Below are 26,401 nucleotides of genomic sequence, written 5' to 3' on the forward strand. Positions count from 1 at the left end.
GTCTTCAGTCGACCAGCCGCTCCTCGTACTTCGCCAGCAGATCCGAAATGGCCTCTCGCAGGTACTCGCTCTGACGGATGCGCGTGGAGCGCGACAGCTCCTTCAGGGCGTCGAGCTTCTCGCGGTTGAGCCGGAAGACCACCGAGGTGAGGCGGGGATTCATGTCCAAGTGCGCGACCTCCTACAGATGCGCACACCCTCTCACAGACCTGATGGATCGCAATTTTTTCTCACTGCGATCCGACCGGGAAGATCCACTGCACCCCGGTGAAGACTTCGGCATCCCCGCGCAGGCCTGATCCGAACCCGAGCGTGACTCCGAGCCCGCCGAACACCGCGAGCCGCTCGGTGAAGGTGTGTCTGAGGCCGAACCCTACGCGAGGCCCCACCCACGGCCCAGAAAACGGCCTCACCAGGACGCCGACGTCGAAGAAGGACTGCCACGCGTCCCTGCCGAAGAAGTTCCGGTAGCCGCCGCCGAGGGCGAGATCCAGGCTCCGCACGCTGCCGCGGATCAGCACGTAGATCTCATTCCCGTCGTAGCCCACCGTCCGGGTGCCCATCAGGTCCAGGTGCGCATCGACGCCGGACTCCGCGTCGTCGTCGTTGGTATCGATGTACTCGGTATACGAGGCCCCCGGGCCGATGATCAGCGAGAGCGCGCGGCGGTCGGCGTAGTACGGCGCGTCGACGGGCTCGGCGGCCGAGGCCACGGCGGGCAGCGCCAGCGCGGCCAGCGGGAGCACCGCGCGGATCATCCGTGTCAGCCAGGGCCCTCTTCCAGATGTCATGCGCCGCTCGCGAGTCATCGGTGGGCGGGCTTTCTACCAGCCTTCTGACCGGGTCCGCCGCTTTCGCGTTGACCCCTCACGGGGGAGAGCACTTGGCTTGCGGCCCCTGACCGTGAGGAGGTGCCTGCGTGGGTTGTCGGATGTTGCGGTTCGTTGGGCTGCTGCTGCTCGCACTGGGCTGCGCCACGGTTCCACCTCCCGCGCCGACTCCGGCTCCCTCCCCCACGCCACCGCCGCGTCCGTTGCTCAGGGTGTACCGGCTCCAGGCCAACGGAGCGTCCTCCGAGTGGGCCCTGCTGCCCCCGGGCACCTCCAGCTTCCAGCCGCCTCCCTCGGGGGACTGGTACGCCGAGCCGCTGGAGCCCGTGAGGACCGTGGATGACGCGCGCGCATTGGCCACCGTGCTGCGCGAGTACCGCGTGCCCGGCCTCTCCTTCGGGGACGTGGGCCTGCCTGCCCCTGCCCTGCTGACGCCGCTCCTCGAAGGCACTGCCGTGGTGTCGCTCCAGCTCTCCGGCACCGGCTTCGGTGATGCGCACCTGGCCGCCATCCAGGGCGCGACGTGGCTGGAGGCGCTGCACCTCGACGGCACCCGCGTGACGGATGCGGGGCTCGTCCACCTCCAGGGAATGCGGCGTCTCGCCACGCTGCGGCTGGATGAGACCTCCGTGTCCGACAAGGGGCTCGCTTCGCTCTCCGAGCTGACCACCCTGCGCCGCGTCTCGCTGGCTGGCACGGCGGTGAGCACGAAGGGCCTGGGCCTGCTCGCGGCGCAGGCGGAGCTGGAGTGGCTGGACCTCTCGGACACGGCCGTGGACGACGCGCTGCTCGCCTCCGTGCCTGGAGCCCACCTGCGCACGCTCATCCTGAGCGGGACTCGGGTGACGAACGCGGGCCTCGTCGCGATTGAACGGATGCCCGGCCTGACGTGGCTGGGGCTCGCAAGGACGGAGGTCACCGACGCGGGGCTCGCGCATGTGGCGGGGCTGCGCGCTCTGGAGGCCCTTCATCTGGGAAGCACGCGGGTGACGGATGCGGGGCTCGCGAACCTCGCGGGCCTGGAGGCGCTGCGGGCGCTGGTGCTGACGAAGGCGCACGTGCGCGGCCCGGGGCTCCGGCACCTCGCCGGGCTCGCGAGGCTGGAAGTCCTGCAGCTCGATGACACCCGCGTGGGCGACGCGGCGCTGCGGCACCTGCGCGAGCTCTCGCGCCTTCGCGAGCTGGACCTGTCCCGCACCACCGTGACGGGAGCCGGCCTCGCGGAGCTGGCGGGCCTGGGCACGTTGGAAGTGCTCGGGCTCGCGGGCCTCAAGGTGGACGATGCTTCGCTCGCGTCACTGGCTCCGCTGCAGCAGCTCTCCCGGCTCGACCTCGCCGCTACGCCCATCGGCCTCGATGGGCTGAAGAACCTGGGCCAGCGCCCTGCCCTTCGGCACCTGGACCTGAGCCGGACGGGCTTCAACGACGAGTGGGTGCCGCACCTCGGAGCCTTCCCTCAGCTCCGGGCGCTTCGCGCCGAGCGTACGCTCCTCACGGACGTGGGCCTGGGACAGCTCGCCGAGCTGAAGGAGCTGGAGGCCCTCCACGTGGCGGTGACGCTCGTCAACGGCTCCGGAATCGTCCGGCTCCAGCAGCTCCCGCGCCTCGTCACGCTCGACCTGGGAGCGACGACGCTGGAGGCGGACGGCGTGCAGGCGCTCCGGGGGCTCAAGCAGCTCGGCTGGCTGAACCTCGGGGGCGTGCCCATCGGCGACGAGGCGCTTCCCCTGCTCCCGGCCTCGCTGCGCACGCTCTATCTGGCGCGGACGAAGGTCACGGACGCGGGCGTTCCCGCGCTGCATGCGCTGCCGCTGCTCCGGGAGCTGGACCTGCGCGGGACGGCCGTGTCCGAAGCCGCGCGCGCTTCTCTGGAGCGCGAGCGCGGCATCCGGCTCGTCACCGGGCCGTAACCGTCAGCTCACCACCGGAAGGGAGAACCCCTCCGTCTTGCCGGAAGGCACGGGGCGCGCCACTCCGGCCGCCTCGTTCATGCGTCCGGAGCGGAACGGCTCCAGGTCCAGCGCCACGAACTTGAACCCCAGCGCCAGGAACGCCGCGTTGACCTTCTGCCGCACGTCCACGGCCAGGAAGCGCTCGTACTCCTCGGCCGCCACCTCCAGCCGCGCCACCTCCTGGTGGTAGCGCACGCGGAACTGGCGGAAGCCCAGCTTGCGCAGCTCGGACTCGGCGGCGGCAATCTGCAGGAGCCTGTCCCGCGTCACCGCCGTGCCGTACGGAATGCGCGACGCCAGGCACGCCATCTGCGGCTTGTCCCACGTGGGCAACCCCAGCGACTGGCTCCAGGCGCGAATCTCCTCCTTCGTCAGCCCCGCCTGCGCCAGCGGAGACACCACCTTGTGCTCCTGCGCCGCCTTGTGGCCGGGCCGGTGGTCCTTGAAGTCGTCCGCGTTGAAGCCGTCCAGCACCACCGCCAGCCCCAGCTCCTTCCGGCGGGCCTCGCAGATGTCGTACAGCTCCGTCTTGCAGAAGTAGCAGCGGTTCGTGGGGTTGGCCGCGTACTGCGGGTTGGCCAGCTCGTTGCTGCCCATCACCACGTGCCGGGCACCCATGCGCTCCGCCAGCTCCCGAGCCTCCTGCGCCTCCTCCGGCGCCACGGACGCGGACAGCGCGGTGAGCGCCAGGGCCCGCTCGCCCAGCTCCTCCACCGCCACCTTCAGCACGAAGGTGGAGTCCACACCGCCAGAGAACGCCACCAGCGCACTGCCATGGGCGCGCAACGCGGCGCGCATGGCCTCCAGCTTGGGACGCGAGGACTCACACAGGCTCTGGATCCGCTCGGGGCTCAGCATGGGGCAACTCCTAAAACGGAAGGGCCCCGGATTGCACGCGGAAGGCGCGGCAACCTGGAGCCCTTCTCATCATTGCGAACGCAGGCCCGGGGGCCTGGCGCTCAGCGGGCCTTGTTCTTCGCCGGCTTCTTGGCGGCGGCCGGCTTGGCCACCCGGGCCGCGCGCGTGGCCGGACGCGCCTTGGCGCCCTTGTCCGCCTTCGGAGCCTTGGCGGCCGGACGGGCCTCGTCACCGCGGCGGGCCTTGGCGCCCTTGTCCGCCTTGGCGGCGCCCTTCTCCGCCTTCTCGGGCTTCTCACCCTTCGCCGGCAGCGGGTTGGCCTTCATCTTCTTGCCGGTGATGATCTTCAGCTCTTCCGTGGTCATGTAGCCAAGGTCGAGGAGCGACTGGAAGATCTTCGCCGCGCCGTCCTCCACCGACTCGGTGTCGGAGTGGATGGTCACTTCCGGCGAGTTGGGCGGCTCGTACGGCTCGGTGATGCCGATGAAGTTGGGGATCTCCCCGTTGAGCGCCTTCTTGTAGCGACCCGTGGAGTCGCGCTCGATGAGCTTCTCCGTCGGGCAGTCCACGTAGACTTCCACGTAGCGGCCGATGGCGCGGCGGTTCTCCTCGCGGCCCGGCTTGTAGGGGCTCACGCAGGGCACCAGCGCGGCCACGCCATTCCGGGTCAGGAGGTTGGCCACGAAGCCGAGACGGCGCACGACCGTGATGCGGTCTTCCTTCGCGTCGCTCAGACCCGCCCAGAGCGCCTCGCCGAGCTCACCCTCGTCGAGGATCTCCACGTTGCGGCCAACCTGCCGCAGGCGCGCCGCGATGTAGGCGGCCGTCGTGCTCTTCCCGGTCCCGGACATGCCGGTCAGCCAGAGGGTGAAACCAGTGTTGGGGGCCATAAGCCTGTTCAACTCCCTGCGTCCGGAGCGCTTCTTGCAAGCTGCGTGTGGACGCCGCAGATCCAGAAGATGCGCGCGGTTATAGACGAAAACCCCCTCACTTGACAATTCGCGCACACCTTTCCGCAGGTGGGGTGAGCGGGCAGCCAAGTGCCTGCCGATACATGGGTTTTTCGTTTATGAAATGACTTTTTCAGGCCTCTTTGAGCCTGAAAACGCCCCCCTGCCACTCGTACTCCGACACGCAGGCGACACAGCCTCGATGTACGGATCCGATGAGGTAGGAAACTCCAGGCAGTAGTGGCACCCCCTCCGGGGCTGCTCGGGCGCAGTCTTCCAGGGAGAACGTGGCGGGTGCTTCCACGTGAGAGTGGAAGACGCACACCACCCGCTCTCCCCGTGCGTCCGCCTCCATGGAGACGGCCAGCCACTCCTCGAGAGCGAAGGCGTAGGCGGTGCAGGGCGTGGGGGAGACGTTACTGAGCGAGCGAACACGCCAGGGGCCTTCGTCACGGGCGCGCAACACCACGCCGCAGCCCTCGTGGGGGTATTCGGCCTCCAGGTGGCGCACCACTTCGTCGCGGACGCCCTGCGGCCAGGCGGGCTCGGGCCAGCGGATCACGGCCGGGACGGCTCCTGGCTCCCGGCACAGCGGGCACACTTCCGCACTTCCAGTTCCTCCACGACGCCCGGGGCCACCAGCCAGCGGCCTCCCAGGGCAGGCCCCAGGCCCAGCCGCAACCGCTGGAAGACGAGCGCGCCCAGGGCGCCCAGCGCCACGCCCAGCGCTCCATCCGGGGGCTGGACGAGGTGCCGCACCGTCTCGCCGAAGCACCAGACGCAGCCGTCCGTGCCCCGGAAGACGACGGCGGCGCGCATGCCGTCTCCACCCAGGGCCACCCAGGGGGCGTCACCGCTCCAGCCCGAGGGCAGTTCCGCCACCAGTCCCCCACCCCGCGCGGATCCAACCGCGTCGGGGTTGAGGTGCGGCACCGCCTCGGCCAGGGCCTCCACCGCGGGGCGGCCCACGGCGTCCGCCGGCACCAGGAAGCCGGGCGCCCAGGGGCCCAGCGTCAGCGAGCCCGTGCCAGCCACCGGCGTGCCGCTCCCGGCGAGGTACGCCGCGGCCGTCATCCCCGAGGCGCCGGTGGCATCCACCCGCGCGGGCACCGACAGCAGCGCTTCCTGCCCGCGTCCGCCCACCTCGCGCAGGAGGATCTGCCGGGAGTAGCGGAGGATCTGATCTTCTCGCAGCGCCATGACGGCCGTCAGCCTCCCGCCATGGCGGGGATGAGGGTGAGCCGGTCCGTGTCCGTCACCGGCGTGTCCAGCTCGCGCAGGGCGCGGATGTCCTCGTCGTTGAGGAAGACGTTGACGTAGCGGCGCACGGCCCCGCGCTCGTCGAGGACGCGCGCGCCGATGCCGGGGTAGCGCGTGTCCAAATCGCTCAGCACCTCGCGCACGGTGGCGCCGGAGGCCGTCACCTCGGCCTGGTTGCGCGTGAAGGTACGCATCGGAGTGGGAATACGGATGGTCGCCATGGATCAGGGTCCCTGCTTGCGAAGGAGCAGCACGTGCGTCCCGTCCGGGCGTGGCTCCAGGGAGATGACTTCGTGCCCCTCGTCCCGCGCGTTGCGGGGCACGTTCTTCAGCGGCTCGGCGCCCCGGAGGACCACCTCCAGCAGCGCGCCCGGCTCCAGCGACTCCAGCTTGAGCTTGGTGCGCACGTAGGTCATCGGGCAGACCTCGCGGGTGATGTCGAGCGTCGCCTTCACGTCGGACATGACTCGGCCTCCAGCGGAGTCGGCGTCGGCGCGTGGTCGCGCCTCGGACGAGGCCCGCGGTGCGGCTGAGGCGCTGCGCTCACCGGGCACACGACTCGGTCTCCCGCGCGGCTTCGGGGTACTCCGGGACGGCGGTGACGCGGCAGCCCGGGCAGTCCGGCGCGCGCTCCACGCGGACGCGGCGGCCCAGCAGCGACACACCCTCCAGCACGTGCAGCGTCGCCTCGCCCGGGACGGGGCGCGCGGCGCCGGACAGCAACTCCAGCGCGAGCATCGCCTGCACCGCGCCCACCAGCCCCGCCAGCGAGCCGAGCACCCCCGCCTGCGCGCACGTGGGCACCGCGTCCGGCGGTGGCGGCGCCTCGTAGAGACAGCGCAGACACGGCCCACTTGGATCCACGCGCATCGCCTGGCCCTGCATGCGCAGCACGCCGCCGTAGATCAGCGGCACGCCCGTGAGCACCGCCACGTCCGACAGGAAGAACTTCGTGTAAACGCCATCCGTGGCGTCGATGACGGCGTCGTGAGCGCGGAACAGCGCTTCCACGTTGCCCGCGTCCACGCGCTCCGGCAGCGCCTCCGTCGACAGCGTGGGGAACGCGCGCGCCAGGCCCGCCGCGGCGGACTCCGCCTTGTTGCGGCCCACGTCGGACGGCCGGTGCCAGAGCTGGCGCGGCAGGTTCGTCACGTCCACGCGGTCCGGGTCCGCGAGCGTCAGGTGGCCGACACCCGCCTGAGCCAGCGCCAGCGACGCCGGGCAGCCCAGGCCGCCTGCGCCCACCAGGAGCACCCGGGCGCGCTCGAGCCGGGAAGCGTGGGGGATGCGGGGATGATGGTCGGTATCGTGCCCGTGCATCGGATTGCCCCTTCGCGAGGGGTCGGAAGCGAATAAGGTGCGTGCCCCTGCGTCCACCGTGAAAAGGGCGCAGTCGCCCACCCACCGTGCCGCTTCGACGCGGACCTCACCTGCCAGGACATATGAGAAACCTGACCGGCGTGCTCGTCTTTTCCACCGCCCTCCTCCTGGGGGTGGGTTGCCACAAGAACACCGGCGAGGGCCCCGGCCCCACCGACGCGGCCTCCCAGCCGGACCCGCGCGACGCCATGGAGGCCGTGAAGGACGCGGGCGTCCCCTCGGACGGCGCCCAGACGGGCACCTCGCGCGGCGCCCTGACCTCCTCGGACGACGCGGGTACCACATCCAAGGACGCAGGCGGCATGACCAAGGGCACCGGCGGCGGCGACCGTCAGGCCATGGAGGCCTGCGTGGACACCTGGCTCAAGAAGCACGGCCTGGACACATACGGCCACCCGGAAGGCACCATGTACGCGGGCGGCACGCCGCTCTTCGACGAGCGCACGGGTGAGTCGAAGGACCGGCTGGAGTACGTCTTCCAGCGCAAGCCCGAGGCCCGCCAGGCCTGCGTGAAGTGACGCGGGCGGGGTGACTCGCGGCGCCGCGAAGCAAGCCCCCTCCCCCTCCCGGGAGGGGAGCAAGGCGTGCCCCGGGTTTCCGCCCCCCCGACCACTCCCGTAAGCTGCCTGCCCGATGAACCCCCATCTCGCACTGGGCGAGGACACGCCAGCCAACGACCTGCGCGCCCGCGTGCGGGAGGTGCTGGAGCGCCGCAAGCTCACGGACAGCGTCTCCGCCGAGCAGGCCACCGCTTCCTGGGAGCAGGACCGCTTCGTCGCCCGCGCCCGCGCGCTCTTCTACGCGCGGATGATGTTCCTCACGCTGGGCCTGCTCATCCTCGCGGTGCCCGCATGGAGCGGCTACTTCGGCCTCACCGGGCCGTTCGCCTTCGTGGGCTACTTCACGATGCTGCTCTACAGCGTCGCGAACCTGCTCGTCATCGACCACCCGAAGGCCGGCCGCTGGGTGACGTACACCACGCTCTGCCTGGACCTGACCATCATGGTGGTCCTCATCGCCAAGCCCCAGGTGGGCGGCGGTCTGCAGAGCCCGCTGCTCGCCACGCAGCTGCTGTTCACCACGCTGTTCTCCATCCTCTACCCCAAGCCGCTGGCCATCCTCCCGCCGCTGCTGGCGCTGCCGATTACGACGCGCCTCGATTTGCTCCTCAACCGCTCGGTGACGGCGGTGGAGCTCCTGACGCTGCTCTGGTACCTCGCGCTCAACTTCATCATCGTCTACGTGCTCGTGTACCTGAACGAGCGCGAGGCCGCCGCGCACCGCGAGGTGGTGGCCCTCCAGGGGGACTTGAAGGAGCTGGCCGTGGTGGAGGAGCGCAACCGGCTGGCGCGCGAAATCCATGACGGCCTGGGCGCGTCGCTCTCGTCCATGATCATCCAGGCCGAGTACATCCTGAACCTCGCGCGCGAGGACGGGCTGCGCTCGGAGATTCGCGAGCTGAAGGCCACCGCGGAGGAGTCCATCGAGGAGCTGCGCCGCAACCTGCGCATGATGCGCGAGGACTTCGAGCTGGCGCAGGGCCTGGAGGACTACGCGAAGACGTTCCGCGAGCGCACCGGCCTGGACATCCGCTTCGAGCGCACCGGCCTGCAGCGCAAGCTGTCCCCGGACGCGCAGCTCGCGCTGTTCCGCATCCTCCAGGAGTCGCTCTCCAACGCGGTGAAGCACGCGGAGGCGAAGACCGTGCAGGTGCGGCTCGACTTCAGCGAGGACCGCGTCCACCTCATCGTGCGCGACGACGGCAAGGGCTTCGACCCGGCCCGCACGCCGCGCGGCCACTACGGCCTGTTGAACATGCGCGAGCGCGCCATGAAGCTCGGTGGCCAGCTCATCGTGGACTCGACACCGGGCGCTGGCGCCCAGGTGGCCTTCTCCCTCCCCTGCCTGCCGTCATGACCGGAGCTCCCGTGGACGCCGCCCCGCCTCCCGCCACGCCCCCCATCCGCGTCTTCGTGGTGGAAGACCAGACGAAGATCCTCAAGAACCAGCTCCGCCTCTTCGAGGGGCAGCTGGACATCGACATCGTCGGCACCGCGCTGTCCGGCGAGGCCGCGCTCGAGGAAGTGCCCAAGGTGATGCCGGACGTGCTCCTGCTGGACCTCGGGCTGCCGCGCATGAGCGGCATCGACGTCACGCGCGAGGTGAAGGCGCGCTTCCCGAAGATGGAGATCCTCATCTTCACCATCTTCGACGAGGAGGACAAAGTGCTGGAGGCGGTGAAGGCCGGCGCGTCCGGCTACCTCCTCAAGGGCGCCCCGGTGGACAAGATCATCGAGGCCATCAAGGAGGTCCGCGCGGGCGGCACCGTCATCCAGCCCAACCTCGCCCGCCGCCTGCTGCGCCACTTCCGCGTGGACCCGGACTCCAGCCCCGTGCCCACCGACCCCGTGGCACCGCTGCCTGCGGCCCCCGAGCCCGCTCCCGTGGAGGCGGCCGTCACCGTGGAGGCCGCGTCCTCTTCCTCGCAGGAGCCGCCGCTCAAGCCCCTGTCGGACCGCGAGCGGGAAATCCTCCAGCTCATCGCCAAGGGTGTCTCCAACAGCGAGGCGGCCCGGCTCCTCAGCCTCAGCAAGGCCACCATCCGCACCCACCTGGAGCACATCTACCGGAAGCTCGAGGTCACCAACCGCGTCGAGGCCGTCACCGAGGGCATCCGCAAGGGCTTGATTTCCGTGTGAAAAGCCGGCGGACATATCCCACTCCCACCGACCTTGCACACCTTGCGCGCAACTTCAGGACATGGGCCCCGATAACTCTCTTGTACCGGGAAGTTCGTCCCCCCAAGAGAGAACGAGGCCCCCCATGCTCCAGGTCGGTTCGCGCGGTTCGGATGTGACGCGGCTCCAGCAGACCCTGTCTCGCGCTGGCTACAACGCGGGTGCGGCGGACGGAATCTTCGGGGCGAAGACGAAGGCGGCGGTGCAGGCCTACCAGCGGGCGCACCACCTGAGTGCGGACGGCGTCGTCGGCAACAACACGGGCCGCTCGCTGTTCAACTCGCGCAACCAGGACCTGTGGGACGGCAAGCCGGACGGTGGTCGCCCCGGCGGCACCCAGGGCACCCCGGGCAACTTCCCGGTGAATGGCAGCAACCGCCAGAAGCTGGACTTCGCTTCGAACCTGGCGCGGCAGATGGGGCTGACGATTACGTCCACCACGGGCGGCCAGCACACGCCGGGCTCGTACCACTACAAGGGCCGCGCCATCGACGTGGCGGGCAGCCCGTCGCAGATGGCCGCGTACTACCGCCGCCTCGCCGGCACGCGCCCCACGGAGCTCTTCTATGACCCGGTGGGCGGCATCAAGAACGGCAACAACATCGGCGCCATCGGCGGCCACCGCGACCACGTGCACGTCGCGTACTGAGTCTCGCTGAAGTCACCGGGGCCCGGCGGGAGCATGACTCCCTCCGGGCCTTCGTGCATTCAGGGCCGTGCCGCCGCGGCCGCCTCGATGATGAGGTCCGCGTAGCGATTCACCGGGTCCTCCGGCGCGGTGCCGTCGCGGAAGTAGAACGTGTGCGCATCCCACGCGTCGGGCCGTGCGTCGTTGGCGAACATCCACAGCGCTCCGGCGCCCAGGCCCTCCTCGCGCATGCACTCCAGCCAGCCGCGATAGAGCGCGCGGCGCTGCGACAGGTCCAGGTCCCCTTCGTTGCGCAATCCCAACTCACCGACGAACAGCGGCTTGCCCAGGCTGCGAGCAATCGCCGCGTGCTCCTGAATCCACTTCGCGCCCGCCACCGCCGTGCCCGGACCATCCAGCCCCCAGGCCTCCGGATAGAAGTGCACCGAGGCGAAGTCGATGAACGGAGACGCCGTGTTCCGAGAGAAGCTGGAGCCCGGCGTGCGCAACATGGTTGAACCAATCACCGACCAGAAGGCCCCGTCATAGCCGTCCGATGAAGGCTCGAAGCCCTCCTCTCCCGTGCCCACGAGGTGCCCGGGCGCGTGCGCCTTCACCTCGCGCGCCACGTCATCAATCCAGGCACGCAGCTTCACGCCTTCCTTGTCGAGCCCTCGTCCACGCGGCTCGTTGAGCAGCTCCCACGCGAGCACCGCCGGGTGGTCTCCGTAGCGGATGCCATCCACCGTGTTCACCCGGTCCAGAAGCCGCGCCACGTGCGCCTTGTAGTGCGTCACCACGGACGGCTCGGTGAAGAAGCGCGGGTCGCCCTCCACGGGCCGCGGCAGGCCGGCCCATTCCACATACTGGCGCGCGCCTCCGTACGCGTCCCAGTAGTTGCCCAGCGTGAGCACCAACCGCACGCCGTGCACCCGCGCTCGCGCGAGCACCCGGTCCAGGCCCACGAGCGACACCTCGTCGTACTGGAGCGGCGCCACCTGCATCGCGCTGTCGCCAATCTTCGACGCCGCGTCGTTGTGCCCGTTGGTCCGCACCGCGCGCACGCCCAGGGCCGCCGCCTTCGCGAACACCTCTTCCAGTACCGGCGACTCCGCCAGCCCGCGCCGCACGTCGCGCGCCGCCTCCTCCTGGAGGAAGTACGCGTTGAGCACCATGCTGCCCGAGGGCATCCGGTCCATGTGCAGCGCCGGGCCTCCCGCGCAGTCGGCGGCCACTGCCTCCAACATCACCGGCTCACCCTCGCCGCACGCGCAGAGGGCGAAGGCCAGCGCGGCGGCGGTGCTCCGGCGAAAGAGGGACATGGCCCGCATGCTACCCGCGCTCTCCGTCACACACACCCATCCCGTGAATCCGCTACGGTACGCCCCCATGGAGCTACGACTGGAAGGCGTGTCCAAGACGTATCCCAATGGCACCCGTGCACTGCAGGGAGTCAACCTCACCATTCCTCGCGGCATGTTCGGCCTGCTCGGCCCCAATGGCGCGGGCAAGTCCACGCTGATGCGCAGCATCGCCACGCTGCAGGACGTGGACACGGGCTCGATGACCTTCGACGGCATCGACCTGCGCCGCGACAAGGACAGGCTGCGCGAGGTGCTCGGCTACCTGCCGCAGGACTTCGGCGTGTACCCGAAGGTGACGGCCTGGGACATGCTCGACCACCTCGCCCAGCTCAAGGGCCTGGCGAAGCGCGGCCCGCGCCACGACGCGGTGAAGGCACTGCTCCAGAAGACCAACCTCTGGGACCACCGCGACAGGCGGCTCGGCGGCTTCTCCGGCGGCATGAAGCAGCGCTTCGGCATCGCCCAGGCACTGCTCGGCAACCCGAAGCTCCTCATCGTCGACGAGCCCACCGCCGGCCTCGACCCCGCCGAGCGATTCCGCTTCCACAACCTGCTCGCCGAAATCAGCACCGACGTGGTGGTGCTGCTGTCCACGCACATCGTCTCGGACGTCGCGGACCTCTGCCAGAACATGGCCATCCTCGCGCACGGCAACGTGGTCCTCAGCGGCCACCCGCTCAAGCTCGTGGACGCGCTCCAGCAGCGCGTGTGGAAGCGCTTCATCACCGAGCCGTCCGAGCTGGACACGCTGATGAAGGAACTGGAGGTCATCGCCGTGCGGCGCGTGGCCGGCCAGCGGCTCGTCCACGTCCACGCGGAGAGCGCGCCGCCGGGCTTCGAGCCCGCGAATCCCGACCTGGAGGACGTCTACTTCCACGCCCTGTCGCGGGCCCAGAAGCAGCAGGCCTGAGAGGACACGCCATGTTCTCCGCTCTCGTGTTCTTCGAGCTGCGGCGCCGGGTGAAGATGATCTCCACCTGGGTCTACGCCGTGGTGCTGGCCGGCTCCGGCCTCTTCCTGGGGCTCGCCACCGGTGGCGCGTTCAAGAGTCTGTCCGTGGGCTCGGGCGCCGAGCGCGTCTTCGCCAACAGCCCCCACACGCTCTTCGCCATCATCACCCAGCTCGCCCTCTTCGGCCTGTTCATGGTGGCCGCCGTCTTCGGCCAGGCCGCGTACCAGGACTTCGGGCACGGCACCTGGATGCTCATCTTCACGAAGAACGTGAAGAAGGCCCCGTACCTGCTCGGCCGCTTCCTGGGTGCGTACGTCTTCAGCGCGGTGCTGATGCTGTCCATCCTCCCCGGTCTCGCGGTGGGCCTGCTCGTCGCGGGGTTCCTGGACCCCTCGCAGCTCACCACGCACCAGACGGCCGCGTACTTCTGGCCCTACATCGTCGGTGTATGGCCCACGCTCTTCTCCGCCGGCGCCGTCTTCTTCGCCCTGGCCGCGCTCACCCGGCGCATGGCCCCGGTGTACGTGGGCGTCGTGGTGCTGGTGCTCGGCTACTTCGTCATCAACGCGGCCATCGGTGACGTGCAGTACCAGCAGCTCGGCGCGCTGGTGGACCCGTTCGGCTTCATCACCTTCGAGACCGTGACGCGCTACTGGACGCCCGCGGAGCGCAACCGCGACCTCATTCCCCTGACGGGGGTGATGCTCGGCAACCGCCTGCTGTGGCTCGCCGTGGGCGGGGCGCTGCTGGGGCTGACGGTGGCCCGGTTCCGCACCACCGTGGAAGAGCACCGCGGCGGGGGCGCGAAGCACGACGAGGCCGCCTCCGCCCCCATCGCCCTGCCCTCCGTCACCGCCGCGCCGACGACGGGGAGTTGGCTCGCCACCGCGGCATCCTCCGCGTGGCTGGCCTTCCGGGACGTCCTCCGCTCGCCGGTGTACTGGGCCTTCGTGGTGGCGGGGCTCACCTTCGTCACCATCGGCGTCCTGGTGTCGGGCCAGATTTTCGGCACGCCCACGTACCCGCTGACGTTCCAGGTGCTGGAGCTGGCGATGGGCGCGTTCCGCCCCTTCACCCTCATCATCCTCACCTTCTACGCGGGCGAGCTGGTGTGGAAGGAGCGGGACGCCGGGCTCGGCGACATCGTGGATGCCACGCGCGCGCCGACGTGGGTGGCCTACTCCAGCAAGCTGGGCGCGCTGCTGCTCGTCGTGCTCTCGCTCAAGTTCGTCGCCTTCGCCGCCGCGCTCATGTGCCAGGTGGGCCGAGGCTTCTTCGACATCGAGTGGAGCCTCTACTTCAAGCAGCTCTTCGTGCTGGACTTCCTGCGCGACGTGCTGCTGTGCGCGCTCGCGTTCTTCGCGCAGGTGCTCATCCACCAGAAGTACCTCGCGTACCTGGTGATGGTGCTCTACTTCGTGGCCCAGGCCGCGCTGGGGCTCTTCGGCGTGGAGGACAACCTCTTCCGCTATGCCGCCGAGCCCCAGGTGCGGTACTCGGACATGAACCACTACGGCAGCCTGCTGCCCGTCATCTTCTGGCACCGGCTGTACTGGTACGGTCTGGCGGCGCTGCTCGTCCTGACGGGCTACCTGCTCGCCGTGCGCGGGCGCGAGGCGCGGTGGCGCGAGCGCCTGGCCGCCGCGAAGGCCCGCCGCTCCACCGCGTGGACGCTGGCGGCCGCCGCGTCGCTGCTCGTCTTCCTCGGGACCGGGGCGTTCATCTTCTACAACACGCACATCCTCAACCCGTACGTCACGGCGAAGGACGAGGAGAGCGAGACGGCCCGCTACGAGAAGGAATACAAGTCCTGGGCGGCGCTGCCCAACCCTCGCATCATCTCCGCGGACGTCACCTTCCACATCTACCCGGAGGCGCTGCGACTGGAGTCGCTCGGCACGTACCGCGTCCGCAACAAGACGCAGACGCCCATCCAGAAGGTGCTCATCTCCCTGCCTCCGGACGCGCGGGTGCGCAAGCTGGCCCTCGCTGGAGTGGACAAGGCCGCGTCACACGACGAGAAGCTGGGCCTGTTCGTCTACGAGCTGCCCACGCCGCTGGCCCCCGACGCCGAGGCCGACCTCGTCTTCGACCTGGAGTTCGGCACGCGAGGCTTCAAGCACGGTGGAGCGCAGCGCACGGACATCGTCGGCAACGGCACCTTCTTCAACAACAACAACCTCCCGGTGCTCGGCTACCAGCTGGACGCGGAGCTGGACGAGGACGGGGAGCGCAAGAAGTACGGCCTGGCTCCGAAGGAGCGCCTCCCGGACCGCGATGACCCGAAGGCCCTCGAGGTGAACTACATCCGCCAGGACTCGGACTTCATCTCGTTCCAGGCCACGGTGAGCACGTCGCCGGACCAGCTTGCGGTGGCCCCGGGCTACCTGGAGAAGGAGTGGACGGAGAACGGCCGGCGCTTCTTCCGCTACAAGATGGACCAGCCCATCCTCAACTTCTTCTCCGTGCTGTCCGCGCGCTACGAGGTGACGCGAGACACGTGGCGCGACGTGCGGCTGGAGATCTATCACCACCCCACGCACACCTATGCGCTGGACCGGATGATGCGCGGCATGAAGGACGCGCTGGAGTACTGCAGCGAGAGCTTCGGGCCGTACCAGCACAAGCAGGCACGCATCCTCGAGTTCCCCCGCTACGCGTCGTTCGCCCAGTCCTTCCCCAATACGATTCCGTATTCGGAGAGCATCGGCTTCATCGCCCGCGTGCGCGAGAACGACCCCGATGACGTGGACTACCCGTACTACGTCACCGCGCACGAGATTGCCCACCAGTGGTGGGCGCACCAGGTGGTCGGCGCGCGCGCGCAGGGCCAGACGATGACGTCGGAGACGATGGCGCAGTACTCCGCGCTGATGGTGATGAAGCACCGCTACGGCGCGACGAAGATGAAGCGCTTCCTCAAGTTCGAGCTGGACCAGTACCTCATGGGCCGGGCCCTGGAGCGCAAGAAGGAGCTGCCCCTGTCGCGAGTGGAGAACCAGCAGTACATCCACTACCAGAAGGGCAGCCTCGCCATGTACGCGCTGCAGGACTTCATCGGCGAGGAGCGCGTCAACCGCGCGCTGAAGCGCTACGTGGAGAAGGTGCGCTTCCGCGGCCCTCCGTACACGGGCTCCGCCGAGCTGCTCGGCTTCCTCCGCGAGGAGACACCGCCCGAGTACCAGTACCTCCTCGAGGACCTCTTCGAGACCATCACCCTCTATGACAACCGCGCCGTGTCCGCGACGATGCGGAAGAACGGCCAGGGCACGTGGGACGTGACGCTCAAGGTGCTGTCGAAGAAGTACCGCGCCGATGACCAGGGCGCCCAGACGGAGCGCGACTTCAACGACTGGATGGACGTGGGCGCGCTCGACGAGAAGGGAGAGGCCGTGTTCCTGGAGAAGCGGAAGGTGGGCAAGGGCGAGTCGGAGATTTCCTTCACCGTGCCTGTGAAGCCCGCGAAGGTGGGCATCGACCCGCTCAACGTGCTCATCGACCGCGTGCCGAATGACAACGTGACGGAGCCCACCGAGGGACAGCCGGTGGCGATGGGAACTCCGCCCACGCGCTGAGGCATTGCTGCCTTCCGGCGGTATGCCCGCCGCCGGGAGGAGCGCTCACCAGCGGATGCGCAGGTCGAAGGCTTCCGCGCCTTCGTTCCGCTCCACCTCCACGCGCGGCTGGGGCGCGCCGGCCATTCGCAGGGCGCCCTCGCACGTGCCCGCCGCGGCGTCCGGCGGGAAGGGGTAGCCACGGAACTGGACGCGCCAGTCCGCAGGCCCCACCTGCACGCTCTCGATGTCCACCGGGGACATCACCGAGCTGAAGCTCAGGGCCGCGCGCTTCATGGCGCGCTCGGGGCCGGCCACCTTCAGGGCCATGCCCACCACGCGGCCCACCAGCGTCTCGAAGTACATGCGCACCAGCTCGCGGCCGAGCTCGCGCTGCGCGGCCTTGCGCTCCTTGCCCGCGAACAGGTGACGCAGCACCGCTTCCTGGCAGCCGAGGTAGACGGAGGCCGGGTACGTCGCACGCGGCTTGTCCACGTCGTAGCCCGCGGCGAGGAAGTCCGCGCGGAGCTTCGCGTCGGGCTTCGTGAAGCGCACGAGGGACTCGAACAACGTGGACTGGACGGTGACCTCGGTCTGCATCCGGGGGACGCTAGGAGAGACGGCGCTACCTGGGAAGTAACGTGCCCGGGGTCTTTCTTGACGCGGTGCTTCGCGGCGCGCGCCGCCACCTGGAGCCGGCGGCCCGACGGGCACCTGCTGACACTTCGTCGGGGTACGACGGACCACGAAGTGAAAAGGGAGCCGGACCTCGCGGCCCGACTCCCCATTCATCGACACGGTGCTGTCACTGCGCCGCGTGCATCAGAACCACTTCGGCGAAGGACGCGGCGGAGGGGGCCGCGGAGCCTCGGCGGGCTTCGCGACGCTCTGCACCACCGGAGCGGCCGAACGCGGATGCGCGGACGGGCCACGCGGTGCGGGCGCATTGGCGCGGTTCGAGCCACCACCATTGCCCTGCGCGGAGCGGTTGCCGTCGAAGCGCTGCTCGCCCCGGCCTCCCCCACCCCGGCCACCACGGCGGCGACGCGAGGGATGCCCGCCATTGCCTCCGCCACCACCACCGCCGTTGCCGGCGACGCGCTGCGGAGCCTGACCCCGGCCACCATTCCTGTTCCCACCCTGCTGCGGACGCCGGTCCTGGGAAACGGCCACGGCCTCCACCGAGTCCTCCACGGGACGCGGAGCCGCGCGGCCGGGACGGTACGGGTGGTCCTCCACCACGGGCACGCTGCGGCGGATGGTGCGCTCGATGTCGCGCAGGTACGCGCGCTCCTCGCCGTCGCAGAAGGACACCGCCGTGCCAGTGGCGCCCGCGCGGCCGGTGCGGCCGATGCGGTGCACGTACTGCTCGGGCACGTTGGGCAGGTCGTAGTTGATGACGTGGCTCAGCCCGTCGATGTCGATGCCGCGCGCGGCGATGTCCGTCGCCACCAGCACGCGGATGGAGCCGGAGCGGAAGTCGTCCAGCGCGCGCTCGCGGGCGTTCTGGCTCTTGTTGCCGTGGATGGCCGCGGCATGCACGCCCGCGCCTTCGAGCTGCTTCGCCACGCGGTTCGCACCGTGCTTCGTGCGCGTGAAGACGAGCGCACGCGGAATGCGGCCCTCCTTCAAGAGGTGCGTCAGCAGGCCGCGCTTCTGCTCGCGCTCCACGAAGTACACCGTCTGGCTCACCGTCTCCGCGGTGCTGGAGACCGGCGTCACCTCCACGCGGACGGGGTTCGTGAGCAGGTTGCGCGACAGCTCCACGATTTCGGGCGGCATCGTCGCGCTGAAGAAGAGCGTCTGCCGCTTCGAGGGCAGCGCCTTGATGACCTTGCGCACGTCATGGATGAAGCCCATGTCGAGCATGCGGTCCGCCTCGTCGAGCACGAACACCTCGAGCGAGCGCAGGGACACGAAGCCCTGGTCCATCAAGTCCAGCAGGCGGCCCGGCGTGGCCACCAGCACGTCCACGCCATTGCGCAGCGCCTGCACCTGCGGATTCTGTCCCACGCCGCCGAAGATGACCGCGTGCCGCAGCGGCAGGTGCTTGCCGTACGTGCCGAAGCTGTCGCCCACCTGCCCCGCGAGCTCGCGGGTGGGGGTGAGCACGAGGCAGCGGACGGGCCGCGCGCCGCCCGGGGGCGCCTTGGCGGAGAGCCGCTGGAGGATGGGGAGCGCGAAGGCGGCCGTCTTGCCGGTGCCCGTCTGCGCCACGCCCAGCACGTCCCGGCCGGTCAGCGCCTCGGGGATGGCCTTCGCCTGGATGGGCGTGGGCGTCGTGTACCCCTCCGCCTTGACGGCGCGCAGGAGGGTGTCGTGAAGCTGGAGTTCGTCGAAAGTCATGTCGTCCTGAAGAAGCAGTGAGCCCGCCGCCTCGATGCGAGGCGGCCCGCGCAGCGCGCCCTTCCGGACTCATGCCGGCGGCGCCTGGCGGTGCGCAGTCAGACCCGAGTGGCCAAACCGCTTGGGGAACGTGGTGGAACAGGAGGCCCCCCCCACCCATTCCGGTACAGCGGCGCGGGAACCTGCCTGCTCCCGCCCCGAAAGTCTTGGTAAATCAACGTCTTGACGCACGTTTTCATCGGAGACCGGGCGGACTCGACGGCCCCTGCCCGCCTGCTTGCTTGGCAAGCCGCGATTCACCATCGAGAGCCGTAAATCGGGACAGCCCGCCCTTGTTAGAGTCCCGTGGCGATGCAGCGGGATTCGAGCCTCGATGACTTTGTCCTCCTCAAGCGGCTGGCCCTGGGCGCGATGTCCGAGGTGTTCCTCGCGGAGGTGAAGGGCGCGGTGGGGCCGGACCGACTGGTGGCCTTGAAGCGGATGCGTCCGGAGGTGGCGGGCGACGCGCTCTGGGTGCGGCAGTTCCTCGACGAGGCACACCTCGCCACGCTGCTCAACCACCCGTACCTCGCGCGCCTGCGTACTTTCGGACAACACGAGGGCCTGCTGTTCCTCGTGTTCGAGTACGTACACGGCCTCACGCTGGCGCAGCTCCTGGATGCACGCCGAGCCGCGGGACTGGGGCCGCTGCCGTGGGCGCATTCGGCGCGCATCGCCGGCTACGTGGCCGAGGGCCTGGGGTACCTGCACACGCTGCGTGGAAGAGATGGGCAACCGCTGGGGCTCATCCATCGCGACGTGCACCCGGGCAATGTCATGCTCGCGGACACCGGGGCGGTGAAGCTGCTCGACGTCGGCATTGCACGGAGGGCCGGACGGCTGACGGAGACACAGCCCGGGCAGGTGAAGGCCCGCCTCGAGTACGCCGCGCCCGAGCAGCTCCGCGAGGCGCCATTGAGTGACAGGACGGACGTGCACGGGCTCGCGCTGACGCTCTACGAGCTGCTCTCCGGCACACAGCCGATGCGGCGGGCCAGCCCGGGGGAGACGATGGACGCGGTGCTGCGGGAGGTGCCGCGAGGACTCCGCGCCGGGGTGCCCGAAGCGTTGCAACGAGTCGTGATGGCGGCCCTCGCGAAGGAGCCCGCGCGGCGGCCCTCTTTGCTGGAGCTGCGCACCGCGCTCGACCACGTGTTGAGAGTGGAAACACCGATGGTGGGCCTGCCAGAGCTGGCTGAGCTGGTCGCGCCCTGGCTTCCTGGGGCTGGTCGCCTGCCCTGGAGTCAACAGGGTGAAAGGGAGCAGGCCACCGTCACCCGGTCGGCCACGCCGCCCCGCTCTACCGCGAACCCCGAAGTGTGAGCTGGCCACGCAGTCCGAGAGACGTATGGCGTCTGGCTCGGCTTCACCACGCCCTTCCGGGGCGGTTAACGATTCTTCATACACTCGCAACGCCAGGGACAGGAGGGGACGGCAGTCTGCCGCTCATTCCTGGAGCGCGAAGACGCTCCTGACCGAAGGAGCGACCTCATGACACTGGCAACGATGCAGGCCCCCTGCCGCGAGCCCATGGTGTTCGGCTACGCGCTGGACACCCTGCTGGCGACGGTGTCGCCGCTGATGCCCCTCACTCTCAAGGCCCTGGAGCGGAAGGGCGTCTTCGCCAGCCGCCCCCTGCACACGGCCTACCCCTGCTCGGTGTGGCCCGCCACCATCCGCCTGCTGGCGGGCACCACCCTGCCCCACCTGGAGCGCGACGAGGCGGAGTACGTCCTGGGCAGCGCCTTCGCCGAGCGCTTCATCCAGGCGCGCATGGGCTCGGTGCTCCAGGGCTTCGCCCAGGTGGTGGGCACCGAGCAGATGCTGTTGCGCCTTTCTCGCGCGCTGCGCTCCACCAACAACTTCCTCGACGTCTCCGTGCGCCCCCACGGCGACGAGGGCGGCTGGGAGCTGCGGCTGCACCCGGTGCTCGAGTTCTCCCACCACCCGCGCCTCCTGGCAGACCCGCCCCACTTCGCGCGGGGCCTGCTCACCTACGCCTTCCAGCACGGCGGAGCCCCCACCGCGCGGCTGACCCTCGTCGACCACGACGAGGGCCGCGCCCTCACCACCTTCCACGTGGGCATGTAGGGCCCGACGCGCGGCACGCAGAGGTGGACTCGCCATGGATGGAGTGGATCGGGCACGACGATGCCCTGCCCCGCGCCAATCACTCACATGTCCCGGGAGGGCACGTCACGCGCGGACGGCCCCAGGCTCGGGACACCCGCTCACCCTGCATCGGGTCCATGCCGAGGAGGAGCGTGCCATTGCGCGCGGACCAGCAACGGCTATCGGTGGAGCCGTATGCAGCCTGCGAGCTGGTAACTCCTCGCGGGCAATCGAGAATTACCGATACGCAAACGGCACAAGACATTGTCAGGATAAGGTGTCAGCCCTGACCCGATTGTGAGAAAGCCAGCATTGCACTTACAGTGCACCCACTCCGCAGAGCATTGCAGGAGGGGGGAAGCATGCCACGGATTGCCTCAAGACCCGGGAGCACTGCCGGGAGCCTCGTGTTTTTCATGGCGCTCCTGCTGGGAGGCTGTGCCTCCAGGTTTCGCGTTGCCCAAGCGCACGAGTCGGACAGGAAGGCCCTGGTCCTCACGTGCAGCGGCGCACCACAACGGTTCTCCGTCCTCGAATCAGGCATCGTGGTCCCGATTGGCGAACTGGCGCTCAACTGCCTTGACGATGAGTCGTGCACGCAAGGCAAAGCAGGCTCCTGGCAGGTCAAGGCGGGAACCTGGCTCGAGGCGAGGGTCAGTGACCAGATGGCCCATGGCACGTCTGCCGGAGCGATCTGCTTCAAGTCAGACGCTTCGAGTTCCTGCGAAGCCGATGACCGGGGCATCCTGGACGTCTCCATCGACTGCAGCAGGGAGTCCACGGCACTCATCTATCAGGACCTGCGGGATAACGGTCGCTGGAAGCCGGTCCGTGGCCGGCTGAGCGTCAACAATGCCGAGCCCCATGAACTTCCGATCATTGCGCTCCGCGATGTCAGGATTCAGGTCCTTTCAAACTCGGGCGGCGGCAAGCTCACGGGGCAGGATATCCAACTCAAGCCAGGAGACTCGCGCTACATCAAGCTGCCCAACGGCGACGCGGACCAACTCCTCGTCCGCCTGTGCATGGACCGCCCTTGCGGAACCGATGATGGTGTCTCGGTGCATGCAGCAAGAACCACACAGCAGGGCACCTCGGTCACAAACGAAGATCCCGGAACAGTCAATCAATGACTCGTCTCCATGGAGCATCGCTCGCGCGAGCCTTGGATTGACCGACCATGAGGCACCGGACGTCTCTTCTACTGTTCATGGCGTTCGGACTGGCACTGACATTGCCTCCGCGAACGTCCCACGGCGAATCCCCGCCAGGAGCCCACGTACCTCAGCAGCAAGGGGCTGATGCAGGCACCCTGGTCGTCTTCATGGTGGACCTGTCCGGCTCGGTGAATGAACCCGCGGATGGGGGCATCTCCGCCGCACAGGCCCTGAACGCCGAGACAGGACGGATTCTGTCGGCGCTCGAGGACAGTGCCAAAGAGCTGCCCGACTTTTGCGGCTTCGACGTGGAGGTCTGGGGGTTCTATTCGGGGCAACAAACAGGTGACGGCTGGGAGCGGGCCTGTCGCGGCGACAGTGTCAATGCGCGCTTCGTGCAGCCGGGGAGCCCACACGAATACGACCTGACCTCCCGAGAACCTCCCGCTTGGAAGAGCCCCGAAATGGCACGGGAGGGTCTGTCAGCACTCAAGCGCGCCTCCGCCTCTTACGACACGCCGCTGAAGCAGGCGCTTGCGTTCGGCCAGCGCCGATTGGAAGAAGCCCCCTCACAGCGTGGACTGCGCATGCTGGTACTCGTGAGTGATGGGGTCCCTGATTGCTATCTCAACGGGGAGCCCCGAGGCGCGGCTCCCCTGTCCTACGTGCCGGACCGTACCGACCGCCTGAGGTCGCTGTGGACGGATTATCTCCGTGACTGGTCGAGCGGAAATGCCCAGCGCACGCATCAGTTCGCCCTGATTGACCCACGCCTCCGCCAGACGCTCGGCGCGAGAGGTGTCACCTACTCCGCCGACGACGAGTGCGTCCTGTCCGAGAATGGTACCAGCCGGTGCTCTGATGGAAGGCAGCTTGCCCAAGTGCTGACCGAGCTGAACCTCGCAGGGTGTCCATCCGAATGCGGCTGTGCGAGCTCTACCACCTATGAAAAGGTCGAGCTCACCTGTGACGGCATCGACAATGACTGTGACGGGATGGTGGATGAGGCGCCCTGTTACCCTGTTTGTGAGCGAGAGGCTGCGTTCCCCGATGTCGTCGCCGTCGGCCAGTCGAATCGCTGGCGCTGCTCGGGAGTGCTCATCCATCCCAACCTGGTCCTGACGGCCCGGCACTGCCTCCCCGCGGACCGGGTCATGGTGGGAGACTCCATCGAGCAACCTCAGTCCATCGTTCGGGTCCTCGCGTCCGAGCCCTATCCTGATCCAGCGGTGGACGTAGCACTCCTGACCCTGGAGTCCAGGGTGGAGGTTCCGCTGCACGAGCGGCGCAGCGCCGGCGAGCAGGTTGCGCCCGGAATTGTTCTTTCGCACGTGGGATTTGGCGCGTCGAACCCCACGGGGCGGTCCGGCTTCGGCGCCAAGCGCGAGCTGCTGCTGGACGCGGACGGCTGGGGCTGTACCCCGGAGCGCTCACTGCGCGAGGGGTGCGAGCCGCGCTTCGAGATGCGTGTGGGCGGAAGCCCGGGCCGGGACACCTGTTCGGGAGACAGCGGAGGCGGGCTGTTCGAGTTCATCCCCGCCAAGGAGCCCTGCATCGAAGCGCGCTTCTGCGGCGAACCCGAGACCTTTCCCCGCTTCGGGTTGGACCGGCGCCTGGTGGGAATCACCTCCCGGTCGCTCGAGGGCGCAGCCTCGCGATGTGGGCAGGGCGGCATCTACACCCGTGTCGACGCAATCCGTCCCTGGCTGGAGTCGAGAATCCGGGAAGTGGCCGACAAGCAGCAGCCGATCAGTACTGGAGGTGCACCATGAAGTCCAAGACGCCGTACGGGGGAGCGTTCTTGAGGAGCCTACCTCCATGCCTGATGCTCCTGATGACCTTGAACGCACAGGGCGAGGCGAACGCTGGAAACATTGTTGGCGGCTTCGTCACTGTTGAGAAGTCCCAGCGGTTCATGCTGCTGCCCGAGAGCCTCCCTCCATCCACCACTCGAGCCAGCTTTGAAAGGGTCAGCGAAGCAGGTCCCGCCAAGAACGACGCAAACTATGTGGGCGAGCACCTGGAAGTCGTGTGGGAACCCTCTCTCAATACACCCCTCTCCAAGACAGTCATCCTGGAACCTGGAACCTGGAGGGTATCGTTCTTCGCCACTTCGCTTCAGCATCCCACCAATCCCTTCTCGGATACTTCGTGGTCCTACTTCGTACCTGCATCAAAAGAGGAGTGCGCCAATGACGCACTCGCCCAGTGCGAACGCGCTGCCGGAGCAGCACCGAACATCTGTTCATTGGATGAAGAGAGTGCAGGCTTCAGCAATAGCAATGGGACCCACTGGCAAGTCATTGCCTGCGCATTCCGGCGCGTTGGAACGGACTCCCAGAAGACCCTGCCTCCTGCATTCTGTCATGAAGCGGTCCGGGTTCATGCGCCAGGGTGGGTGCAGGTCAAGGTCTGGGGAGCGCTTGATAAGCAATTGAAGCCGGAGCAACTCCTGGCCCGGTTCGGCCAGCGAGGTGAGGCAATAACCCCCCTCGCCGCCAGCACGCGCGGGTTCTCGGACACCGCCATGACCGCGACGTCGGACCTCTTCCAGGCTGTCGCCGACGTGGCGCTCGAACGTGTTGAGGTGGCGGCCCTGGAGTCCGTGCGCGAGCGACTGCTCTCCACGCTCTGCGACCACAGCATCGAGAGCCTCGTGCGACGGGCCTTTCCCCAGGTGCATTGGGAAGATGGGGTCTCCCCGCCACAGCTCCTTCCAAGGACCTGCAACATGCTCAGACGCGTGCGGCTCCAGGAGCTGGCCACCGCGAGCTCGGGGCTCCAGCTCGCCCTGAAACAGGACCTGACGGCGTTCGGGGCAACGCTCCTCACCGTTCCCCTGGGACAGGCCCTCGGCTCGAAGCTCGCCCGTACCGGGGCTGGCTCCGACAAGCTGCTGTCAGGGTCCTCCCAGCGTCTGGCGGCCATCATCGGCGGGGTCGCCTTGTTGCTTCCCCTCGCCCTGGAGCCCGAGTCCTCGGATGCGGGGGTGGCCACCTCGCAGCTCGTGGTCCGGCAGTTCGTCGACTTCATCCACCAGGAGCTGCTGAACCAGGCCACGGACCTCTGGCAGACCGAACACGCCAATGTCATTCGAAGTGGGCTCGTCGTCGCCGCAACGGCCATCGCCGCCTGCCATGCCAGCAACGACTGCGACAGCCACATCATCCGCCGCTACATCGAGCATCCGGAGAAGTTCTTTACGCTGACCGACCCATTCCTCGAGCACCTGGCGGAGGACCCTGGATACGGCGCGCTCCAGGGGCGACTGGTCAGCCTCGTCAACCACGCGCTGGCCGTCATGTCTCCTCGCAGCAGGAACGACAGCCGCCGGTCGGCGATGGAAGCGTCCGCGATGGTCTTCGAAGCGTTGGATCTCCTGATTGACGCGCGCTACGACGAGCCGGGAGAGCGCGTCCGGCGTAAACAGCAGCTTCAGTCCTACCGCGAAATGGCCGACGCGCTCCTCAAGCAGGACTTCTCCCTGGCGCTCGTGGCGGCGGGAACCATCGCCGTGGCGCAACTGACGGAGCAACCTCGCGAGGACTTCGACCGCAAGGTGCGCTACGCCAGCGCCTTCGCCAACTATCTCCACTCCTACCCTGCTCTTGGAGCGCTGAACGGTAAGGAGAATGCGCTGAGCGTCGAGGAGCAACGGCGGCTCAGGAGGCAGGCCATCAGCACACTCGTCGATCTCGCTGGAGATCGAAGCCAGCAGGTCGGGGGCTGGTCCGCGGCGCTTGAAGTCGTGCCCGGAGCCCGGGTCTTCAAGTGGTCCTCGACCCGGCTGAACTCAGTGCCGGCCGGTCTCCACCTCACTCTTCCGTTGGGCGTTGCCGTCGAGAAATCGCTGTCCGAGCACTGGCGCTTGGGGCTACACGCGTTCGTATTCGACCTGGGGCAATATGCCGCCATCCGTGATGATGGGGACGAGGCGCGCACAGCCGTTGCGGAGCCACTGACCGCGCTCGCGCCGGCCCTTGGTGTTGGCGCGAACTATCGCAATTGGAGCTTGTTGCTCGACGCGCGCTATGCCCCGACCTGGAAGTTCGAGGGCTCGCCAGCTCAGAAGGATGTCTCTCTGGGCCTCACACTTGGCTATCAGGTGCCGCTGCTCTGGCTGCACTGACGTTCCCCAACTGGGATGCCACCGAACAGCAACGGGTGTTCGAGCTGTCCGGTGACGAGCTCAGCTACCAGGTGCCCGCTTCGGCAACCGGGAATGGGGCCGTGTCCGTCTCGGTCTGGCGGCGCGTGAAGTAGGCCTCGCTCCGGGTCCGC

24 protein-coding genes are annotated in these 26,401 nt (G+C 68.6%); 12 read left to right on the forward strand and 12 right to left on the reverse strand.

Annotation, left to right across the window (positions count from 1 at the left end):
• Nucleotides 1-4: 4 nt before the first annotated feature.
• Entirely contained in the window at nt 5-169 is a 165-nt protein-coding gene (locus ACVTJA_RS29960; protein ID WP_015349436.1) for a ribbon-helix-helix domain-containing protein, read from the reverse strand.
• A 61-nt stretch (nt 170-230) separates the two neighbouring features.
• The gene (locus tag ACVTJA_RS29965) at nt 231-758 is read right to left on the reverse strand and encodes a hypothetical protein (protein ID WP_465824840.1); all 528 of its coding nucleotides are present in this window, start codon (nt 756-758) and stop codon (nt 231-233) included.
• A gap of 173 nt (nt 759-931) precedes the next feature.
• Here ACVTJA_RS29965 and ACVTJA_RS29970 point away from each other — a divergent pair, with 173 nt between their 5' ends.
• Nucleotides 932-2,740, forward strand: coding sequence for a leucine-rich repeat domain-containing protein (locus ACVTJA_RS29970; protein ID WP_465824842.1), 1,809 nt, complete (start codon nt 932-934; stop codon nt 2,738-2,740).
• Between the two features lie 3 nt (nt 2,741-2,743).
• On the opposite strand, the gene larE is transcribed toward ACVTJA_RS29970, so the two are convergent.
• The 7 genes from larE to ACVTJA_RS30005 form a co-directional block, all read right to left on the reverse strand.
• On the reverse strand, nt 2,744-3,640 hold the full coding sequence (larE, locus tag ACVTJA_RS29975; protein ID WP_465824844.1) for an ATP-dependent sacrificial sulfur transferase LarE: 897 nt from the start codon (nt 3,638-3,640) through the stop codon (nt 2,744-2,746).
• Between the two features lie 101 nt (nt 3,641-3,741).
• On the reverse strand, nt 3,742-4,530 hold the full coding sequence (gene cysC / locus ACVTJA_RS29980) for an adenylyl-sulfate kinase (protein WP_465824846.1): 789 nt from the start codon (nt 4,528-4,530) through the stop codon (nt 3,742-3,744).
• Nucleotides 4,531-4,723: 193 nt separating this feature from the next.
• Nucleotides 4,724-5,191, reverse strand: coding sequence for a M67 family metallopeptidase (locus tag ACVTJA_RS29985; protein WP_465824848.1), 468 nt, complete (start codon nt 5,189-5,191; stop codon nt 4,724-4,726).
• On the reverse strand, nt 5,149-5,790 hold the full coding sequence (locus tag ACVTJA_RS29990; protein WP_465824850.1) for a ThiF family adenylyltransferase: 642 nt from the start codon (nt 5,788-5,790) through the stop codon (nt 5,149-5,151). Before ACVTJA_RS29990 ends, ACVTJA_RS29985 begins: the two co-directional genes overlap by 43 nt.
• An 8-nt stretch (nt 5,791-5,798) precedes the next feature.
• Nucleotides 5,799-6,071: a MoaD/ThiS family protein gene (locus tag ACVTJA_RS29995; protein ID WP_465824852.1), complete on the reverse strand. Its 273-nt coding sequence runs from the start codon at nt 6,069-6,071 to the stop codon at nt 5,799-5,801.
• Nucleotides 6,072-6,074: 3 nt separating this feature from the next.
• Nucleotides 6,075-6,314, reverse strand: a complete 240-nt coding sequence (locus ACVTJA_RS30000) for a sulfurtransferase TusA family protein (RefSeq protein ID WP_465824854.1) — start codon at nt 6,312-6,314, stop codon at nt 6,075-6,077.
• Between the two features lie 79 nt (nt 6,315-6,393).
• A complete protein-coding gene (locus tag ACVTJA_RS30005) occupies nt 6,394-7,170 on the reverse strand; it encodes a HesA/MoeB/ThiF family protein (protein ID WP_465824855.1) in 777 nt (258 codons plus the stop codon).
• Nucleotides 7,171-7,292: 122 nt separating this feature from the next.
• On the opposite strand from ACVTJA_RS30005, the gene ACVTJA_RS30010 reads away from it, so the two are divergent.
• From ACVTJA_RS30010 to ACVTJA_RS30025, 4 genes are all read left to right on the forward strand, one after another.
• Nucleotides 7,293-7,748 carry a hypothetical protein gene (locus tag ACVTJA_RS30010; protein ID WP_465824857.1) on the forward strand — a complete coding sequence of 152 codons (456 nt, stop codon included), beginning with the start codon at nt 7,293-7,295 and terminating at the stop codon, nt 7,746-7,748.
• Nucleotides 7,749-7,863: 115 nt separating this feature from the next.
• A complete protein-coding gene (locus ACVTJA_RS30015; protein ID WP_465824858.1) occupies nt 7,864-9,147 on the forward strand; it encodes a sensor histidine kinase in 1,284 nt (427 codons plus the stop codon).
• Nucleotides 9,144-9,929, forward strand: coding sequence for a response regulator (locus tag ACVTJA_RS30020; RefSeq protein WP_465824861.1), 786 nt, complete (start codon nt 9,144-9,146; stop codon nt 9,927-9,929). The genes ACVTJA_RS30015 and ACVTJA_RS30020 overlap by 4 nt, the downstream gene beginning before the upstream one ends.
• A gap of 124 nt (nt 9,930-10,053) precedes the next feature.
• Complete coding sequence (locus tag ACVTJA_RS30025; protein ID WP_465824863.1) at nt 10,054-10,617, forward strand: peptidoglycan-binding domain-containing protein; 564 nt, start codon at nt 10,054-10,056, stop codon at nt 10,615-10,617.
• Between the two features lie 59 nt (nt 10,618-10,676).
• On the opposite strand, the gene ACVTJA_RS30030 is transcribed toward ACVTJA_RS30025, so the two are convergent.
• On the reverse strand, nt 10,677-11,918 hold the full coding sequence (locus ACVTJA_RS30030) for a cellulase family glycosylhydrolase (protein WP_465824866.1): 1,242 nt from the start codon (nt 11,916-11,918) through the stop codon (nt 10,677-10,679).
• A gap of 67 nt (nt 11,919-11,985) precedes the next feature.
• Between ACVTJA_RS30030 and ACVTJA_RS30035 the strand changes: the two genes are divergently transcribed.
• Together ACVTJA_RS30035 and ACVTJA_RS30040 are read left to right on the forward strand one after the other, a co-directional pair.
• Nucleotides 11,986-12,870, forward strand: coding sequence for an ABC transporter ATP-binding protein (locus ACVTJA_RS30035; RefSeq protein ID WP_465840540.1), 885 nt, complete (start codon nt 11,986-11,988; stop codon nt 12,868-12,870).
• Between the two features lie 11 nt (nt 12,871-12,881).
• Nucleotides 12,882-16,487 (forward strand): ABC transporter permease/M1 family aminopeptidase, encoded by a 3,606-nt coding sequence (locus ACVTJA_RS30040; RefSeq protein WP_465824868.1) that lies wholly within the window; start codon nt 12,882-12,884, stop codon nt 16,485-16,487.
• A 45-nt stretch (nt 16,488-16,532) separates the two neighbouring features.
• On the opposite strand, the gene ACVTJA_RS30045 is transcribed toward ACVTJA_RS30040, so the two are convergent.
• Together ACVTJA_RS30045 and ACVTJA_RS30050 are read right to left on the reverse strand one after the other, a co-directional pair.
• On the reverse strand, nt 16,533-17,066 hold the full coding sequence (locus tag ACVTJA_RS30045; RefSeq protein WP_465824870.1) for a DUF2378 family protein: 534 nt from the start codon (nt 17,064-17,066) through the stop codon (nt 16,533-16,535).
• A gap of 222 nt (nt 17,067-17,288) precedes the next feature.
• Nucleotides 17,289-18,812, reverse strand: coding sequence for a DEAD/DEAH box helicase (locus tag ACVTJA_RS30050; RefSeq protein WP_465824872.1), 1,524 nt, complete (start codon nt 18,810-18,812; stop codon nt 17,289-17,291).
• 351 nt (nt 18,813-19,163) lie between these two features.
• On the opposite strand from ACVTJA_RS30050, the gene ACVTJA_RS30055 reads away from it, so the two are divergent.
• The 5 genes from ACVTJA_RS30055 (at nt 19,164) to ACVTJA_RS30075 (ending at nt 26,249) form a co-directional block, all read left to right on the forward strand.
• Nucleotides 19,164-20,174 carry a serine/threonine-protein kinase gene (locus tag ACVTJA_RS30055; protein ID WP_465824873.1) on the forward strand — a complete coding sequence of 337 codons (1,011 nt, stop codon included), beginning with the start codon at nt 19,164-19,166 and terminating at the stop codon, nt 20,172-20,174.
• 168 nt (nt 20,175-20,342) lie between these two features.
• Nucleotides 20,343-20,942 carry a DUF2378 family protein gene (locus ACVTJA_RS30060; protein WP_465824876.1) on the forward strand — a complete coding sequence of 200 codons (600 nt, stop codon included), beginning with the start codon at nt 20,343-20,345 and terminating at the stop codon, nt 20,940-20,942.
• Nucleotides 20,943-21,379: 437 nt separating this feature from the next.
• Nucleotides 21,380-22,096 carry a hypothetical protein gene (locus ACVTJA_RS30065; protein ID WP_465824878.1) on the forward strand — a complete coding sequence of 239 codons (717 nt, stop codon included), beginning with the start codon at nt 21,380-21,382 and terminating at the stop codon, nt 22,094-22,096.
• Nucleotides 22,097-22,287: 191 nt separating this feature from the next.
• Nucleotides 22,288-23,892 (forward strand): S1 family peptidase, encoded by a 1,605-nt coding sequence (locus tag ACVTJA_RS30070; RefSeq protein WP_465824880.1) that lies wholly within the window; start codon nt 22,288-22,290, stop codon nt 23,890-23,892.
• A complete protein-coding gene (locus tag ACVTJA_RS30075; RefSeq protein WP_465824882.1) occupies nt 23,889-26,249 on the forward strand; it encodes a hypothetical protein in 2,361 nt (786 codons plus the stop codon). Before ACVTJA_RS30070 ends, ACVTJA_RS30075 begins: the two co-directional genes overlap by 4 nt.
• Nucleotides 26,250-26,401: the final 152 nt, after the last annotated feature.

This window comes from Pyxidicoccus sp. M6, from assembly GCF_055568925.1.

What these genes read in the sequence shown, in the direction of transcription:
- ACVTJA_RS29965 (WP_465824840.1), bottom strand. Translation starts at nt 758, where the DNA reads ATGATCCGCGCGGTGCTCCCGCTGGCCGCGCTGGCGCTGCCCGCCGTG.
- ACVTJA_RS29970 (WP_465824842.1), top strand. Translation starts at nt 932, where the DNA reads ATGTTGCGGTTCGTTGGGCTGCTGCTGCTCGCACTGGGCTGCGCCACG.
- larE (WP_465824844.1), bottom strand. Translation starts at nt 3,640, where the DNA reads ATGCTGAGCCCCGAGCGGATCCAGAGCCTGTGTGAGTCCTCGCGTCCC.
- cysC (WP_465824846.1), bottom strand. Translation starts at nt 4,530, where the DNA reads ATGGCCCCCAACACTGGTTTCACCCTCTGGCTGACCGGCATGTCCGGG.
- ACVTJA_RS29990 (WP_465824850.1), bottom strand. Translation starts at nt 5,790, where the DNA reads ATGGCGCTGCGAGAAGATCAGATCCTCCGCTACTCCCGGCAGATCCTC.
- ACVTJA_RS29995 (WP_465824852.1), bottom strand. Translation starts at nt 6,071, where the DNA reads ATGGCGACCATCCGTATTCCCACTCCGATGCGTACCTTCACGCGCAAC.
- ACVTJA_RS30000 (WP_465824854.1), bottom strand. Translation starts at nt 6,314, where the DNA reads ATGTCCGACGTGAAGGCGACGCTCGACATCACCCGCGAGGTCTGCCCG.
- ACVTJA_RS30005 (WP_465824855.1), bottom strand. Translation starts at nt 7,170, where the DNA reads ATGCACGGGCACGATACCGACCATCATCCCCGCATCCCCCACGCTTCC.
- ACVTJA_RS30010 (WP_465824857.1), top strand. Translation starts at nt 7,293, where the DNA reads ATGAGAAACCTGACCGGCGTGCTCGTCTTTTCCACCGCCCTCCTCCTG.
- ACVTJA_RS30015 (WP_465824858.1), top strand. Translation starts at nt 7,864, where the DNA reads ATGAACCCCCATCTCGCACTGGGCGAGGACACGCCAGCCAACGACCTG.
- ACVTJA_RS30020 (WP_465824861.1), top strand. Translation starts at nt 9,144, where the DNA reads ATGACCGGAGCTCCCGTGGACGCCGCCCCGCCTCCCGCCACGCCCCCC.
- ACVTJA_RS30025 (WP_465824863.1), top strand. Translation starts at nt 10,054, where the DNA reads ATGCTCCAGGTCGGTTCGCGCGGTTCGGATGTGACGCGGCTCCAGCAG.
- ACVTJA_RS30030 (WP_465824866.1), bottom strand. Translation starts at nt 11,918, where the DNA reads ATGTCCCTCTTTCGCCGGAGCACCGCCGCCGCGCTGGCCTTCGCCCTC.
- ACVTJA_RS30035 (WP_465840540.1), top strand. Translation starts at nt 11,986, where the DNA reads ATGGAGCTACGACTGGAAGGCGTGTCCAAGACGTATCCCAATGGCACC.
- ACVTJA_RS30040 (WP_465824868.1), top strand. Translation starts at nt 12,882, where the DNA reads ATGTTCTCCGCTCTCGTGTTCTTCGAGCTGCGGCGCCGGGTGAAGATG.
- ACVTJA_RS30045 (WP_465824870.1), bottom strand. Translation starts at nt 17,066, where the DNA reads ATGCAGACCGAGGTCACCGTCCAGTCCACGTTGTTCGAGTCCCTCGTG.
- ACVTJA_RS30050 (WP_465824872.1), bottom strand. Translation starts at nt 18,812, where the DNA reads ATGACTTTCGACGAACTCCAGCTTCACGACACCCTCCTGCGCGCCGTC.
- ACVTJA_RS30055 (WP_465824873.1), top strand. Translation starts at nt 19,164, where the DNA reads ATGCAGCGGGATTCGAGCCTCGATGACTTTGTCCTCCTCAAGCGGCTG.
- ACVTJA_RS30060 (WP_465824876.1), top strand. Translation starts at nt 20,343, where the DNA reads ATGACACTGGCAACGATGCAGGCCCCCTGCCGCGAGCCCATGGTGTTC.
- ACVTJA_RS30065 (WP_465824878.1), top strand. Translation starts at nt 21,380, where the DNA reads ATGGCGCTCCTGCTGGGAGGCTGTGCCTCCAGGTTTCGCGTTGCCCAA.
- ACVTJA_RS30070 (WP_465824880.1), top strand. Translation starts at nt 22,288, where the DNA reads ATGGTGGACCTGTCCGGCTCGGTGAATGAACCCGCGGATGGGGGCATC.
- ACVTJA_RS30075 (WP_465824882.1), top strand. Translation starts at nt 23,889, where the DNA reads ATGAAGTCCAAGACGCCGTACGGGGGAGCGTTCTTGAGGAGCCTACCT.